Here is a 15,419-nt window from a genome sequence, read left to right as displayed (position 1 = left end):
ATCAGGGTGATCGTGGAGATGAGGTGGGCGGCGCGCGCGTGGCCGTGGTGGCCTGCGGGCGGCATGATCGCCTGCCTGCTCTACGTGGCGATGCCGGACGGGCGCGCGTCCGCCGTGATGTCCGCGGTGGTCGGGTCCGGCGCCGTGGCGCTGGTGCTGGCCGGGGTGCGGCGCAAGCCGGCCGGGCGCCGGGGACCGTGGTGGATCTTCGGGGCCGGGCTGGTGGCCTGGGTGGCCGGCGACGAGATCTACGCCTACGACGCGTTCGTGACCGGCACGCACCCGTACCCGTCGTGGGCGGACGCGTGCTATCTCGCCGCGTACCCCCTGTTCGTGATCTCGCTGTTCCGGCTGACCCGGGACCGCCGGCCGCGTGACTTCGCGGCCCTGCTGGACGCCGCGATGATCGCGACCGGGCTGGGGCTGGTCTACTGGCTGTTCGTGATCGGGCCGATCGTGCGGGACGACGCGACGCCGATCGCGGTACGGATGGTGACCGCCGCGTACCCGACCGCGGGTGTGCTGCTCGTCGCGGTGGTCGGGCCGCTGCTGATCCGGCCGGGGCGGCGCAGCCCGAGCCTGTGGATGCTGACGTTCGGCAGCGCGGCGGCCGCGGCCGGGAACGTCGGCTACACGCTGCTGCCGGGCCTCCACCCGGCGCTGGACCGGCTGGTGTTCGGCGTGTTCCTGTTCTCCTACTTCTGCTTCGCGGGCGCGGCGCTGCACCCGTCCGGCGACGCGCCGGAGCCGCCGCGGGCCGCGCCGCACGACGGCTGGCAGCGGATCGCCGTGCTCAGCGCGTCCACGCTGCTGGTGCCGCTGATGCTGTTCATCGAGGCGCACCGCGCGAACGAGCACGCGGACGTGGAGGCGATCGGCGTCGGCGCGGTCGTGCTGTTCCTGCTGATGCTGATCCGGCTGTCCGGCTTCTTCGCCACGGTGCAGCGGCAGGCGCACCAGCTGGAGCGGCTGGCGATGGCGGACGAGCTGACCGGGCTGGCGAACCGGCGGCTGTTCGAGCAGAACCTGGCGGTGGCGCTGCGCGGCGGCCTGGTGCAGGTCGCGGTGCTGGACCTGAACGGATTCAAGGAGGTCAACGACACGTTCGGGCACGCGGCCGGCGACCGGCTGCTGACCGTGGTGGCGCAGCGGCTGCGCGAGGCGGTCCGGGACGACGACGTGGTCGCGCGGATGGGCGGCGACGAGTTCGCGGTGCTGGTCCGCGAGGTGTCACCGGCCGCGATGTCCGCGATCGCGGAGCGGATCGGCGCGTCGCTGCGCCGGCCGGTCGAGGCGAACGGTCAGCAGCTGCTGGTCAGCGCGAGCGTGGGTACGGCCGGCAACGAGGACGGCGCGGACGTCACCTGGGACGAGATGCTGCGCCGGGCCGACGCCGCGATGTACGCGGCCAAGCGCGCCGGCGGCGGCCGGCACCTGCGCTACACCGCGGAGTTGGACGCTCAGGCCACGGTGCGGGCCCGGGCCGGCGCGGAGCTGCGGGAGGCGCTGGAGGCCGGCCAGTTCCACCTGGTCTACCAGCCGATCGTGCAGCTGCCGGAGGGCCGGATCGTGTCGGTGGAGGCGCTGGTGCGGTGGTCGCATCCGGAGCGCGGCTTCGTCAGCCCGGCCGAGTTCGTGCCGATCGCGGAGGAGACCGGCCTGATCGTGGAGCTGGGCGAGTGGATCCTGCGGCAGGCGTGCGCGCGGGCGGTGGCCTGGCACCGGGAGTACGGCGCCGCCGCGCCGCAGCGGATCAGCGTGAACGTCTCCGCCCGCCAGCTGGCCGAGCCCGGGTTCGCCGGCCTGGTCGCCGCGGTGCTGACCGAGACCGGGCTGCGGCCGGAGCAGCTCGTGGTGGAGCTGACCGAGACCGCGGTCTTCGACGGCGGCCAGGCGCTGCGCACCGTGGAGGCGCTGCACCGGCGCGGGGTACGCATCGCGCTGGACGACTTCGGCACCGGTCACTCGTCGCTGACGCTGTTGCGTACCGTGCCGGTGGACGTGCTGAAGGTGGACAAGTCGTTCGTCGACAAGGTCACCATGGCCGGCCGGCACGCGGTGATCGCGACCGCGCTGATCCAGGTCAGCGACGGCCTCGGGCTGCAGGCGGTGGCGGAGGGCGTGGAGACCGCGGAGCAGGCGGAGGAGCTGTTCCGGCTCGGCTACCGCCTGGCCCAGGGCTACCACTTCGGCAAGCCGGTGGCACAGCCGGACTTCACCCGCGCCACCCGTGCGGTGCGCGTGCGGTGACGCGTGGGTGCGACGCACCCTGGTTCCCGCCCGCCGGCCACGCCTAGCGTCGAGCGCGACACCGATGGCCGAGGAGGGCGACGGATGGACGAGCAGCGGACGGCGGCGGAGACCGTGGCGAGGCTCCAGCGGGAATGGATCTTCGGGTGGGACGTGGCCGAGGGGGACCCGCCGCGCGCCTTCGACGACGTGTTCGGCCGGTTCTACGACCTCGGGGCGGACGTGATCCTGTTCGACGAGGCCGATGCCGAGCGGCGTACGTTCCGCGCGGTGGGTGACTACGCGGACGCGTTCTGGCCGGCGTTCCAGCGCCTGCGGTCCGCGGCGCACGCGATCGAGGAGGAGCCGGAGGTGCTGGTCTCGGGCGACCTCGCGGCCGGGCGGATGGTCTTCCTCGCGGCGCTGACCGGCGCCGACGGCGGCACGACGTACCTGCGCTGCCACAACTCCCTGGTGTGGCGGCGCACCGCGGACCGGGACTGGCACATCGTGCGCGACCAGACCGCGGTGGCGCCGATGCCGGCCGACGAGGCCGCGCGGCACTTCGCCTGACGGCCGCGGGTCACTGCTGGCGGATCCGGGTGATCGCCAGGTTCGCGTCGAACGTGATCGCGTACTCCTGCGTGTCGGGGTAGTCGGGCAGGCCGGCCACGAAGCTCTCCAGCGGGTACGACCCGCCGTTGATGTTCTGGAACTCGGCGCCGTCCCCGCGGACGATCCACCACGGCCCCTTCCCGCCGCTCGCGGTGCGGGGCTGGGCCACCTCGCGGATCCGGAACCACAGCACGCCGTCGGCCTCGCTCGAGGAGTCGATCACCATTATGAACGGGCCGGGCGCGGTGTAGTCGGTGCCCGGCAGCGACCGCCAGGCGTCCGGGTCGTCCGGGTTCGCGTCCTTGACCGCCTGGACGACGCGCGCGTCGAGCGGCTCGCCGCGGTCGTTGCGCAGCGGGCCCTCGGTCGGTGCGGTGCTGGGACCGCCCGGGCCGACGCCGCCCGGGTCCCGCTGGTCGCCGCGGTAGACGGCGTAACCGGCGCCACCCGCGGCCAGCACCAGCAGCGCCGTGACCACCGCCGGCCAGCGACGCCGGCGCCGCGCGACGCCGGCCGGCACGGTGGCGGCGCCGGACGCACGGACCCGCTCGTACGGGCGGGTCGGGGCGAGCCCGTCACCGTCGTCGGCGCGCGGCCGTTCCGCGGTGGCCAGCGGCGCCAGCGGGACGGGCGGTCCGTGCAGCACGGCCGCGAGCGTGGAGCCGGACACCGGCTGCGCCGGAACGGCGTCATCCCGCAACGGCGCGGGGGCGGCCTGCGCGGCCACCGCCACCGCCACCTGCTCCCGGGTGACGCGCACGGTGGACTCCGGGTCGGGGTCGCTCGCGTCCTCGGCGGTGACCGCGCCGTTCGCCACCGCCAGCTCCGGCTGCTCCACCACGGCCGGCGCCACGCCGAGCGCGCGGTGCAGCATCGACGCGACCAGCGGCACCCGGCTGGCACCGCCGACCAGCAGCACGCCCCTCAGCGCGGAGATCTCCACGCCGGCCTCGCGCAGCACCAGGCGGGTGGTCGCCACGGTCCGGTCGATCACCGGCCGGGCCAGCGCCTCGAACTGCTCGCGGCCGAGCGGCGCCTCCGTCTCCAGCAGCGGCAGGTGGATGTGCGTGGCCGGGGCGCGGGACAGCATCTCGCGGCCGGTGCGCACGTCCGCCCAGAGCGCGCGCGAGGCGCGGCGGTCCGCGGCGTCGGCCGGCGCGGTCAGCCGCTGCCAGGCCGCCGGCTCCTTGGGCGCGTAGACGGCGCCGAGGTGCGCGACGATGGCGGCGTCCATGTCCAGGCCGCCGCCGTCGGAGAGGCCGGACGTGGCCAGCAGCGCGAAACCGTCCTCGGTACGGCGGATCACGGACGCGTCGTACGTACCCGCGCCGAGGTCGCAGACGACCGCGCTGGCACCCACCGGGATGGTGGCACCGGCCGTGCCCGCGAAGTAGGCCGCTGCCGCGACCGGCTCGCTGACCAGCCGCACCTCGTGCAGCCCGGCACGGGACGCGGCGTCGCGGAGCACCTCGCGGCGCCGGGCGCCCCACGCGGCCGGGTGCGTGATCGTCACTCGCCGCGGCGGCGCGGCGAGCTGGTCGAGCACCCGGCGGAGCACGGCCGCGATCAGGTCCGGCACCGCCACCTCGACGTCGCCGAGCAGCACGGACCGCTCGTCGATGCGCTGCTTCGGGTACGGCTCGTAACGCTCCGGCGCGGTGCGGGCCGCGTGCGCCGCGTCCGGGCCGACCAGCAGCCGGCCGGTCGGGTCGGCGCAGACGCCGGACGGCAGCGAGGGCGCGCCGTCGAACAGCACCGGGTGCGCGCCCCGCGGGCCGGCCACCACCGCCACCGTGCTGGATGTGCCGAAGTCGATGCAGAGGTGCGTCACGCGACCACGATAACCGGGCCGATCCGCCCGCTCGGCGCTCACCTGACCGTCCGCTCAGGAGAGAACACGCGGCCGATTCTCCGGCCGGCCGGTGCCGATGTGCATCGGCATCCGATGCCTATTCGGGCTCCCACAACAATAGGCATAGCACGGTATGTCAAATATCGGAGATCCCGAGTAGCATCTGGCCGCCCTCGCTGGTGCGATACGCGGTTGACCTGCACATTCGCCGGACGCGCGGCGGCCACTCGAGAACAGAACCTGGAGATCCGGCATGTCGACGACCCCCTCCACAGCGGATCGACTGCGCACCCTCTTCCAACCGGTCCTGCGCGGCGGGACGCCGATCCGGCTGCGCGCGTGGGACGGCTCGGAGACCGGCCCCGCGGACGCGCCGGCGCTGGTCATCCACGACCGGCGCGCGCTGCGCCGGCTGCTCTGGAAGCCGAATCAGCTCGGCCTCGCGCGCGCCTGGGTGGCGGGCGAGATCGACGTCGACGGTGACCTCTACGAACTGCTGCTCCGCCTCGCCACCGTGGTCTGGAACGAGGACGGCGGGGGCGACCGGCCCGGCGCGCTCCGGCTGCTGCGCGAGGCCGCGAGCCTGGGCGTGCTCGGCCCGCAGCCGCCACCACCGCCGGAGGAGGTGCGGATGCCCGGGCGGGCGCACACCCGGAGCCGGGACCGGCGCGCGATCAGTCACCACTACGACGTGAGCAACGACTTCTACCGGCTGATCCTCGGGCCGTCGATGGTCTACTCCTGCGCGTACTGGCGCGACGATGAGTCCACACTGGACGTCGCGCAACGCGACAAGCTGGACCTGATCTGCCGCAAGCTCGGCCTGCGGAAGGGACAGCGACTGCTCGACGTGGGCTGCGGCTGGGGCTCGCTGGCGATCCACGCGGCCCGCGAGTACGGCGTCGAGGTGGTCGGCGTCACCATCTCCCGGGAGCAGGCCGACCTGGCCCGCAAGCGCGCCGCCGAGGCCGGGCTCGCCGACCGGGTGGAGATCCGGTTGCAGGACTACCGCGAGGTGACCGACGGCCCGTACGACGCGATCGCCAGCGTCGGCATGGCCGAGCACGTCGGTCCCGCGGTCTACGCCGCGTACGCCGCGATCCTGTTCCGGCTGCTGCGCCCCGGCGGCCGGCTGCTCAACCACCAGATCGCCGCCCGCACCGACACCACCGCGGTCGACGCCGACGATCCCTCGTTCATCAACCGGTACGTGTTCCCCGACGGCCAGCTCGTGCCGCTCGGCACCACGGCCACGCTGATCGAGGACGCCGGCTTCGAGATCCGCGACGTGGAGGCGCTCCGCCCGCACTACGCGCTGACGCTGCGCGAGTGGAGCCGCAACCTGGAGGCGCACTGGGACGAGGCGGTCGAGCTGGCCGGCCTGGGGCGTGCCCGGGTGTGGCGGCTCTACATGGCCGCGTGCGCGCTGGCGTTCGAGACCGACCGGATCGGCGTCAACCAGATCCTCGCGGTGCGGCCGCACGAGGACGGCCGCGACCCGCTCCCGATGACCCGGGCCTGGATGATGCCCTGACCACCGGGGTCAGTGCGCCGGCGCGCCCGCGTACCGGCGCTGGTAGGCCGACGGCGTCATGCCCAGCTCGCGGCGCATGACCGTGCGCAGGTGCGAGGCGGTGCCGAGCCCGCTGCGGCGGGCCACCACCTCCATCCGTGTCTCGCCGCGCTCCAGCAGCCGGCAGGCGATCAGCAGCCGGCCTCGGGTGAGCCAGGCCAGCGGCGTGACGCCGACCTGCCCGGCGAACCGGCGGTGCAGCGTGGCCACGCTGATCCCGGCCGCGGCGGCCAGGTCGGCGACGCCGATCGGCTCGTGCAGGCGGGCCTGCGCCCAGGTCAGCAGCGGCGTCACCGACTCGTCGCGGACCGCCGGCAGCGGACGCTCGACGGACTGCGACTGGAAGCCGTCCCGGTGCACCGGGAACGCGAGCCGCTTCGCGACCGCGCAGCAGACCTCGGCGCCGTGGTCGGTGCGGACCACGTGCAGGCCGAGGTCGAGCGCGGCGGCGCTGCCGGCCGCGGTCAGCACCTCACCGTCGTCGACGAACAGCGAGTCGGGCTCCACCCGTACCGCCGGGAATCGATCCCGCAGGGTTTGCGCCAGATCGCGGTGGGTGGTCACCCGGCGGCCGTCCAGCACCCCGGCCGCGGCCAGCGTGAAGACGCCGCCGCCGAATGCGATCATCCGGGCGCCCCGAGCACGCGCGCCGCGCAGCGCATCGAGCACCGCGGTGCCGGGCTCGATCTCCAGTGGACGGTCCGGGACGACGACGGTGCCGGCCGCGGTCAGCGGGTCCAGGCCGGCGGCCGGCGCCAGCATGCCGCCGCGCAACGCGGTGCCGCCGGACTCCGCGCAGATGGTCACGTCGTAGTGCGGCGGGCCGAGCAACTCGGTGACCGCCCCGACCTCGAACGCGCTGGCCCGCTCCGCCACCAGCACGGCCACCTGCGACAAACGGATCGTCATCTGCGATTCATAGCACTGTCCGGCCCCGGTGCCGAGCACCATGATCGGCTTTGTGACACAGAAGAACTATGTCCTGATCCCCGGCGCCTGGCACGGCGCGTGGGTGTGGCAGCCGGTCGCCCGGCGGCTGCGCGAGGCCGGGCACCGCGCGCTGGCGCTGACCATGCCGGGCGTGGACGGCGACGACCCGTCCGGGGTCACGCTCGCGGACGCGGTCGATTACGTCGTGGACACCATCACCCGGTACGACCTGCGCGACGTGGTGCTGGCCGCGCACAGCTGGGGCGGCTACCCGGCGACCGGCGCGGCGCTGCGGGTGCCGGACCGGATCGCGGAGGTGGCCTTCGTGAGCGCGGTCGTGCCGGAGCCCGGCGTCTCGCAGGCGGACGAACTGCCCGCGCAGCTGGGCGCGTTCGTCCGCGCGACGATCGCCGCGTCCGGGACCGTGCCGATCGACCTCGACTCGGTACGGACCGTGATGCTGCCGGACGAGCCGGAGCCGGTCCGGCGGATGGTGTACGAGCTGCTGGTCCCGCACCCCGGGCGGTACTTCCTGGACGCGCTGGACGCCACCGCGCTCGGCGTGCCCGCCCGCTACGTGCTGGCGCGCGACGACCGGGCGCTGGCCAAGCCGGGCGCGGTGTTCGCGGCCCGGCTCGGCGTCGCACCGGTGCTGGTCCCGGGCGGCCACGAGACGCTGCTCACCCACCCGGACGAGGTGGCGAAGGCGCTGCTGTGACGGGCCCCGGCCGGACCGGTGCCGGGCGTCAGCCGTCCCGGCCCGGCTCGGCCGGGGGAAGGATCACGTTGTCGTACTTGTCCAGCAGCGCGGTCATGTGGTCACCGAAGCGCTCCGGCCCCCACGGCTCCACCTGGACGCCGGGCCGGGGCTCGTCGCCGCCCTCGAGGAAGAGGCCCTCCGGCCCGCCCGGGGTGTAGAAGAACAACATGGTCGCCGGGCGGATGCCGGTGTTCAGGAACCGGTGCGTCGCGCCGCGCGGCACGAACACCAGGTCACCGGTCCGGGCGGTGAACGTGCGGTCGCCCTCCAGGAACTCCAGCTCGCCGTTCAGCAGGTAGAACGTCTCGTCCGCGTGATTGTGGATGTGCGGCGGCGGGCCACCGCCGGGCGGAACGGACGCCTCGATCAGGCCGACCGTGCCGTTGGTCGCCTTGGCCTCCAGCTTGACGGTGTAGACGTCACCGGAGAACCACCGCGCCGGCCCCTCCCCCGCCGGAACGTGCAGGCCTTGCGCGGGCAGTACGAAGCTCATGTGCGACTCCTACGCGAACGATGATTCGGCGCCACGGCCGTCCGCCTATGGCACGCCGAACTATGTCACCGCGCTAGATCAATGTCACCAGCCTTTTGGACTATTTATCTGGGACACTGCCGTGATCAGCGCCTTTGCGAATCTCCGTGACAGAGGACATTCGCCACCTTCACCCGGAGTCGCGGCGCAATCACCGTCCATTCGCCACATTTCATTCGCACGCCGGATCATCCGTTCACAACACATTTACCAGATTCAATTCATATAGCGACGGAAGTACGACGTCAGCCGGGGACGGACACGGCGGTGCGGTCGAACGCGGCGCGCACGGTGGAGGCGTCCAGGCCGTACCGGTCCAGCGTGTAGCGGTGGCTGCCCGGGTTCCGGCGCCGATCCCGGGCCGCGTGCGCGTCGAGCGCGGCGCGCTCCCCGGCGGACAGGCCGTCGCCGAGCCGCTCCCAGATCGCGGCCGTGCTGCCGGCCGCGTCCGCCACCAGGTCCTCGTAGGCGACGTCGACGAACCGGTCCGGCGACCGCTCGCGCACGCGGGTGGCCCGGGCCGCGGCCCCGCTCCAGAACTCCAGCCACAGCGCGCCGATGCCGTGCAGGTCGACCGTGCGGTTGTGCATGCGCAGCGTGGCCTCGCAGAAGCTGCACCAGGAGGCGAGCGCGACCGCGGGATCGCGGCGGGTGGTGACGATCACCGCGTCCGGGAACACGTCCAGCAGTGCGTCCAGGTTGCCCAGGTGGCACGGCGTCTTGAGCACCCACTGCGGTGACGCGCCGCGCTGGAGCACCCGGAGCTGATCCCGGAGGAAGCGGTAGTCGGGGCGGAAGTCGTGCTCCGCGTACCACGCCCGGTAGCCGGGCATCGGCACCCGGGTCAGGTGCACGCCGTTGTGCGGCAACAGGAAGACGCACTCCTCCGGCTCGGTCGCGGCCAGCGGATGGATGGTCCGCATCGCCGGCATCATCGCGTAGTAGAGCGTGGCCAGCATCCGGGCGGCGGCCCGGCGGCCGGCCGCCTCCGCACCACGCGCGGCCGGGTGCAGCAGTTCCCAGAACATCGGGGCCCGCGCGCCGGTACGGTGCCCGAGCAGGCCGTGCAACAGCGAGGTGCCGGTGCGCGGCAGCCCGGTGACGAAGATCGGGCGGGACACCGGCGCCGCGGCGATCCCGGGCCGGGTCCGCAGCGTGTGCCGCACGCGCATCCGGTTCGCCAGCCGGCGGGACACCTCCGCGCGCATCGCCAGCCGGCCCATCGGCGTCAGGTCCGCGGCCTGGATGTGCTCGTTCAGCGTGCGCATGCCGTCGAGGAACTCCTCGTCGCCGTCGTCGCGCAGGCCGGTGCTCCAGCGCGCGCCGCGGCGCAGCGCGTCGAACCGGGACGACGCGCGGATCAGCGGATCCGCCACGCCGAGCACGGCGTTGACCGGATCGACCCAAGGCGCGAGGCGCGGGCCGGTCGGCTCAGTCATGTGGTTCCTTTCGACCGTACGGATGCACGGGCTGATCGGCCGTGAGTGTCAGGCGAGCGGGGCCGTGGTCTGGATGTCCGCCACGACCCAGGCGTCCCCGGCCCGGGTGAGCGTGACCTGGCAGGACAGGAACGTCAGGCGGGGCAGCGCGCGGCCGGGCCGGCCGTCCGGGCCGACGACGGTGCCGGGGCTGCGGTCCACCACCACGCGCAGGATCGGGCGGTCCAGCGTGAAGAAGCTGTCCGGGTTGACGCTGCGCACCACGTAACCGGCGTCCCGGATCGCGCCACCACCGTCGTACGCGTCCCGGATCGCCTGCACCGCCGCGCCGCACGCCACACAGGACGGATCGCTCGCGGCCGCCAGCGACCCGGTGTCGCCGGTGCTCAGCGCGTGATCGAGCGTGCTGAACCAGTACGGCACGAAGACCTTGGCGCCCGCGCTGCTCTGCTCCGTCGCCAGCCCGGTCGCCACCGGCCCGGACACGGACGTCGACACCTGGCCGGCCGGCGGCACCGGCGACGGCACGGGCCCGCCCCCGGTCGAGGCGTAGGTGACCGCGAGCACCACCGCACCGGTGGCCACCGCGGTCGCCAGCGCACCGGTCACCGCCAGCGGCTGCCGCCGCCGGCCCGCGGCCCGTTCACCCCCACCGGTACGCCTTCCCGGCCGCACCGGCACGGCCCCGGGCGTCACCGGCGTCACCACGGTCGTTGCACCCGAGCGCTCCTCCGGCTCGACCGGCGCACCGGGCCTGGCCGACGCGGCGCGACCAGCGGACACGGCCCGGTCAGCGGACACGGCCCGGTCAACAGACGCGGCCCGGTCAGCAGACGCGGCCCGGTCAGCAGACGCGGCCCGGTCAGCAGACACGGCCCGGTCAGCAGACACGGCCCGGTCAGCAGACACGGCCCGGTCAGCAGACACGGCCCGGTCAGCAGACACGGCCCGGTCAGCAGACACGGCCCGGTCAGCAGACACGGCCCGGTCAGCAGACACGGCCCGGTCAGCAGACACGGCCCGGTCAGCAGACACGGCCCGGTCAGCAGACACGGCCCGGTCAGCAGACACGGCCCGGTCAGCAGACACGGCCCGGTCAGCAGACACGGCCCGGTCAGCAGACACGGCCCGGTCAGCAGACACGGCCCGGTCAGCAGACACGGCCCGGTCAGCAGACACGGCCCGGTCAGCAGACACGGCCCGGTCAGCAGACACGGCCCGGTCAGCAGACACGGCCCGGTCAGCAGACACGGCCCGGTCAGCAGACACGGCCCGGTCAGCAGACACGGCCCGGTCAGCAGACACGGCCCGGTCAGCAGACGCGGCGCGGGCGGCGGGCGCGGCCCGATCGGCGGGCGCGGGCGGCGATGCGGGGTCAGCCGGTGCGGGCGACGATGCCGGACGGGACGGTGTTCCGGGAAGCGCCCGGCGGACCGGGGCGGCCTGTCCGGCGTCCGTGATCCGCGGGACCTGATCCGCCGGTCTGGCGCGGTCAGCGGGAGCGCCGGGAAGCCCTCGGGGCGCCGAGGCAGCCGGGGTGGCGGGGGTCGGACCGGACGGCCGGGTCCGATCGGCCGGCGTGGCCGGCTCGGTCCAGGCCGCCGGCGGCGCCCAGGTGGAGGGCCGCCCGGACGGTCTCGCCGGCCTGGACGGCTGCACGGGCGCGGTCGGCGCCGTGGGTCCGGCCGCGGCGGCCGGATCGACCTTTCGGGCCGGGGTGCCGGGCTCCTCCGCGGCGGTCCGCGTCGTGGAACCGGCCGTGCCGGAGTCCACAGTGCGCGGTGCCGGTGCCGGTGCCGGTGCCGGTGCCGGCGCCGGCGCAACCGTGCCCGGCGCCACCGCGGCACGCGGCACCCGGTCACCGCCCGGGGCTTCCGGCCCCTCCGGCGTCGCCCGCTCGCTCGACGCGTCCGCGGAAGCCGGCGCACCCACCGGCGTCACCCGGCCGACTAGCGGCGCGGGACCGGCCGGGGCCGGCGACGTCGCGGACCGCCCCTCAGCCGGGGCCGGCGACGTCGCGGACCGTCCCTCGGCCGGGGCCGGCGACGTCGCGTTTTCTCCCTCGGCCCGGGCCGGCTCGGTCTCGGGCTCCGGGCGCGCGGGCGCCGCCGGAAGGACCGGCAGGGCCGCCGCGACGGGCATCTCCACCGCCGGCGCCGGAGGTGGCGGTTCCGTGGCCGCTGGTGCCGCGACCCGCTGAGCACCAGCCGCTTCCGGCTCGTCACGCGATGCCGCCGGCTCGATCGCCACCGGCTTCTTGCGTGGCCCCGGTACGTCGATCGGCACGGGCCGTTCACGCGGCTCCGGCCCGTCGACCGGGACCGGCCGCACACGCGGCTCCGGCCCGTCGACCGGGACCGGCCGCACACGCGGCTCCGGCTCATCCACCGGCACCGGCCGCACACGCGGCGCCGGCGCGTCGATCGGGACCGGCGCCTTGCGGGGCGCCGGTGGAAGCTGCCCGGGAGTGCCGGTCCGTCGGGGGCCGGCCGGGGCCGGTGGCGTGGGTGGGGCGGGAAGCGCCGGCTTCGCCGCCGGTGGGCGGAGCGGGCCCGGCGGGATGAGGCCGGTCAGCGCCACCGCGGTCTGCACGCGCGGCACCCGGTTCGCGCCGCTGCCGGACGGCGAGTTCCAGCCGGGTTCGGTACGCGGTGCGGGCGTCGCCGCGGGCCGGGCCGGCGGTTCCGCTTCGGGCTCAGCGGCGCCGGCGCGGCGGCGGCCGACGTACGCGCCGCTGGTCGACTCCGGCGTGACGCCGGACGCCTCCTGCGCCGCGCGCAGCCGGACGGCCAGGTCCGATGCGGTGGGCCGGTCGCCGGAGGCCGGGGACAGGCAGGCGTGCAGCAGCGCGGTCAGCTCCGGGCCGGCCGGCTCGGGCAGCGCCGGCTCCGCGCCCTCGTCCTCGGGGACCGGGCGGCCGGTCATCATCTCGTAGAGCAGTTCGCCGAAGCGGTGGACGTCCGCGGCCGGGTCCGGTTCCTCAAGTTTGTCGTCGTCGACCCGGCGGGTGAGCAGCGCGAGGCGGGCGTCCGTGATCCGCACCTCACCGCCGCCGTCGACCAGCAGGATGTTGCTGAGCTTGAGGTTGCCGTGCACCACGTCCTTGGCGTGCGCGGCGGCGAGCGTCCCGGCGCACGGCACCGCGACCGCGAGCGTCTCGGGGATCGACAGCGACCAGCTCCGGGCCAGCCGGCGGCGCAGGTCGGTGCCGTCGATCAGCTCGGAGACGAGCGCCACGGTGTGGTCGTCGACGAGCACGCGCTGCACGGGCAGCCAGCGGCGGTGCACCCGTTCCCGCAGCGCCGGGGCCTCGCGCAGCAGGCGGGCGACCACGCGCTCGTCCTGGGCGTACTCGGCGGACAGGATCTTCACCGCGTGGGCGGCCTGAGTCTCGGCCTCGATGGCGCGCCAGGTGGTGCCGTGCGGGCCCACTCCGAACGGAGTGCGCAGCTCGTACCGGCCGGCCAGGACCTTCTGCACCGTCATTTCACCGTCCGCGCGACATTCGCTGCGCCCGGGCGGCGTCGGCCGGGCAGGGGAACATCCTGGCAACGACCGCGAGTGCCCCCGAGTTCACGAATCGCGAATCTTGCCTGGTTGTTCACAACAGACGCTGCCCACCGGGCCGGGGGCCTTAACCTACCCGCGTCGAGCCGTGGGAAAGGTAGGCGTCCGTGGATGCACGGCAGAATGCCGGCGGTGGAGTCCGTCGCCGGCCTGGGATAACCGTACTGCGGGTGGGTCTGGTGATCCTGCTCTGCGCGGCCGTCGCGGCCGGTACGGTCGGGGTGCTCTGGCAACAGGGGATGCTGTCGGTGGCCGGGCGCTGCTCGACCTCGTCGACGGTCACGATCGTGGCGTCGCCGACCGTGGAGCCCGCGCTGAACCAGGCGGTCGCGGAGTGGAACGCGACCCGTCCGGCCGTCGACGGTGCGTGCGTCACCGCCCGTACCATCGTCCAGCAGTCCGGGCAGGCCGCGGCGGCCGTCGGTCCCGGCTGGGACCCGGCCCGGGACGGCGACAAGCCGGACGTGTGGGTGCCGGACTCCGGCATCTGGCTGAGCGTGGCCGGTTCCCGCCCGGAGGCGGCGAGCCTGCTCACCGAGCAGGGCACCAGCATCGCCACGTCGCCCGCGGTGCTGGCCATCCGCAAGCCGATGGCCAGCGCGCTCGGCTGGCCGCAGCGCCAGCTCGGCCGGCAGGACGTGATCGGCGCGCTGTCCCAGCCGGACGTGTGGGCCAAGGCCGGGCACCCGGAGTACGCGAATCTGCGCGTCGGGCTGACCGACCCCGCGACCTCCACCGCGGGCCTGGCGTCCGTGCTGTCCATCCTCGACCCGACCGGCTCCGGTGAGCTGGGCGAGCAGCAGCTCATCGCGGGTCTCCAGGTCAGCCGGGTGGTCGGCGGGTTCGCGCCGGACGCGGGTGTGTTCTTCGCGGCGCAGCAGACCGCGGCCGCCATCGACACGAACGCGGCCGTGGCGGCGTTCCCGGCGCTGGAGAAGGAGATCGCCGAGTACAACGCGGCGAACCCGGCCGGTGAGATGGCGCCGGTCTACGACGCGCAGCAGTCGTTCATCGCGGACTTCCCGTACGTGCCGATCTCCGCGGACTGGGTCTCCGACCGGGACCGCAAGGCCGTGGACCGGATCCGGGACTACCTGGGCGGCGCGGAGGCGCGGGCGATCCTGGCCCGGCACTACCTGCGCACGCCGGACGGCACCGTCGCGGACGGCACCACGCTGCCGGCCTCCGCCGGGTACCCGGCCGCGCCGCCCGCGGCCCGGAAGGCGATCACGCCGGAGCGGCTCAGCCAGGTGATGGCCGCGTGGGCGGACCTGCAGCGCAAGGTGAACCTGCTGGTCGTGCTGGACACGTCCGGGTCGATGACCGCGCCGGTGCCGGGCACCCAGCTCAACCGGCTGGCGCTGCTCCAGCAGACCGCCGGCACCGGGTTCAACCTGCTGCCGTACACGATGAGCATCGGTCTGTGGGAGTTCTCCGGGCGCGGCGGCGAGCCGCACCGGGAGCTGGTGCCGTTCGGTCCGTACCCGGGGATGGCCGGCGCGGTCCCGCGCGCGCAGGCGCTGAACGAGTCGGTCGGGAAGCTGCGGGCCGAGGGTGACACGCCGTTGTACGACACGGTCTACGACGCGTTCAAGACCATGCAGGAGCAGTGGGAGGCCGGCAGCACGAACTCGGTCGTCATCATCACGGACGGCGCCAACGAGGTCGCGACCGGCCTGACGCTGGAGCAGCTCACCGAGAAGCTCGGCAAGGAGCAGATCAAGGAGAAGCCGGTCCAGGTGGTCACGATCGCGGTCGGACCGGACGCGGACGCGGAGTCGCTGGAGAAGGTCGCGACCGCGGCCGGCGGCCGCAACCTGGTGCTGCGCGAGCCCGGCTCCGCGATCGAGACGCTGGTGCTGGCGTTCACCGGCCGCCTGCAGTAGTTCGGGACACCGGGCCCGGCCTCCGCGAGGCCGGGC

The 15,419-nt window shown here is 74.7% G+C and carries 10 protein-coding genes; 5 read left to right on the top strand and 5 right to left on the bottom strand.

All coding sequences use genetic code 11. The features are described from left to right. Positions 1 to 18 precede the first annotated feature (18 nt). Both J2S41_RS05410 and J2S41_RS05405 read left to right on the top strand, forming a co-directional pair. Entirely contained in the window at positions 19 to 2,250 is a 2,232-nt protein-coding gene (locus tag J2S41_RS05410; RefSeq protein WP_310363800.1) for a putative bifunctional diguanylate cyclase/phosphodiesterase, read from the top strand. 84 nt (positions 2,251 to 2,334) lie between these two features. After that, positions 2,335 to 2,802 carry a Cif family virulence factor gene (locus J2S41_RS05405; protein ID WP_310363799.1) on the top strand — a complete coding sequence of 156 codons (468 nt, stop codon included), beginning with the start codon at positions 2,335 to 2,337 and terminating at the stop codon, positions 2,800 to 2,802. A gap of 10 nt (positions 2,803 to 2,812) precedes the next feature. Here J2S41_RS05405 and J2S41_RS05400 read toward each other — a convergent pair whose 3' ends face one another. Beyond that, the gene (locus J2S41_RS05400) at positions 2,813 to 4,675 is read right to left on the bottom strand and encodes an Hsp70 family protein (RefSeq protein WP_310363797.1); all 1,863 of its coding nucleotides are present in this window, start codon (positions 4,673 to 4,675) and stop codon (positions 2,813 to 2,815) included. A 274-nt stretch (positions 4,676 to 4,949) separates the two neighbouring features. Here J2S41_RS05400 and J2S41_RS05395 point away from each other — a divergent pair, with 274 nt between their 5' ends. After that, on the top strand, positions 4,950 to 6,230 hold the full coding sequence (locus J2S41_RS05395; RefSeq protein ID WP_310363794.1) for a class I SAM-dependent methyltransferase: 1,281 nt from the start codon (positions 4,950 to 4,952) through the stop codon (positions 6,228 to 6,230). 9 nt (positions 6,231 to 6,239) lie between these two features. On the opposite strand, the gene J2S41_RS05390 is transcribed toward J2S41_RS05395, so the two are convergent. Then, entirely contained in the window at positions 6,240 to 7,178 is a 939-nt protein-coding gene (locus J2S41_RS05390) for a GlxA family transcriptional regulator (RefSeq protein ID WP_310363791.1), read from the bottom strand. Positions 7,179 to 7,230: 52 nt separating this feature from the next. On the opposite strand from J2S41_RS05390, the gene J2S41_RS05385 reads away from it, so the two are divergent. Then, positions 7,231 to 7,917 carry an alpha/beta fold hydrolase gene (locus J2S41_RS05385; RefSeq protein ID WP_310363788.1) on the top strand — a complete coding sequence of 229 codons (687 nt, stop codon included), beginning with the start codon at positions 7,231 to 7,233 and terminating at the stop codon, positions 7,915 to 7,917. Positions 7,918 to 7,945: 28 nt separating this feature from the next. Here J2S41_RS05385 and J2S41_RS05380 read toward each other — a convergent pair whose 3' ends face one another. The 3 genes from J2S41_RS05380 to J2S41_RS05370 all read right to left on the bottom strand — a co-directional run bounded on the left by J2S41_RS05380 (position 7,946) and on the right by J2S41_RS05370 (position 13,416). Next, positions 7,946 to 8,452 (bottom strand): cupin domain-containing protein, encoded by a 507-nt coding sequence (locus J2S41_RS05380; protein ID WP_310363786.1) that lies wholly within the window; start codon positions 8,450 to 8,452, stop codon positions 7,946 to 7,948. 284 nt (positions 8,453 to 8,736) lie between these two features. Beyond that, complete coding sequence (locus J2S41_RS05375; RefSeq protein WP_310363784.1) at positions 8,737 to 9,930, bottom strand: sulfotransferase family protein; 1,194 nt, start codon at positions 9,928 to 9,930, stop codon at positions 8,737 to 8,739. Between the two features lie 48 nt (positions 9,931 to 9,978). Then, the gene (locus tag J2S41_RS05370) at positions 9,979 to 13,416 is read right to left on the bottom strand and encodes a DUF6318 family protein (protein WP_310363781.1); all 3,438 of its coding nucleotides are present in this window, start codon (positions 13,414 to 13,416) and stop codon (positions 9,979 to 9,981) included. Positions 13,417 to 13,667: 251 nt separating this feature from the next. On the opposite strand from J2S41_RS05370, the gene J2S41_RS05365 reads away from it, so the two are divergent. Next, positions 13,668 to 15,383 carry a VWA domain-containing protein gene (locus J2S41_RS05365; protein ID WP_310363778.1) on the top strand — a complete coding sequence of 572 codons (1,716 nt, stop codon included), beginning with the start codon at positions 13,668 to 13,670 and terminating at the stop codon, positions 15,381 to 15,383. Positions 15,384 to 15,419: the final 36 nt, after the last annotated feature.

Origin of the sequence: Catenuloplanes atrovinosus (assembly GCF_031458235.1) — a bacterium.
Lineage (GTDB): Bacteria > Actinomycetota > Actinomycetes > Mycobacteriales > Micromonosporaceae > Catenuloplanes > Catenuloplanes atrovinosus.
Note: the sequence above shows the minus strand (reverse complement) of the source record. Positions and strands in the feature narration are given on the sequence as shown.

Coding starts and splice junctions, on each gene's coding strand:
- J2S41_RS05410 (WP_310363800.1), top strand. CDS start 19: ATGAGGTGGGCGGCGCGCGCGTGGCCGTGGTGGCCTGCGGGCGGCATG.
- J2S41_RS05405 (WP_310363799.1), top strand. CDS start 2,335: ATGGACGAGCAGCGGACGGCGGCGGAGACCGTGGCGAGGCTCCAGCGG.
- J2S41_RS05395 (WP_310363794.1), top strand. CDS start 4,950: ATGTCGACGACCCCCTCCACAGCGGATCGACTGCGCACCCTCTTCCAA.
- J2S41_RS05390 (WP_310363791.1), bottom strand. CDS start 7,178: ATGACGATCCGTTTGTCGCAGGTGGCCGTGCTGGTGGCGGAGCGGGCC.
- J2S41_RS05380 (WP_310363786.1), bottom strand. CDS start 8,452: ATGAGCTTCGTACTGCCCGCGCAAGGCCTGCACGTTCCGGCGGGGGAG.
- J2S41_RS05375 (WP_310363784.1), bottom strand. CDS start 9,930: ATGACTGAGCCGACCGGCCCGCGCCTCGCGCCTTGGGTCGATCCGGTC.
- J2S41_RS05370 (WP_310363781.1), bottom strand. CDS start 13,416: ATGACGGTGCAGAAGGTCCTGGCCGGCCGGTACGAGCTGCGCACTCCG.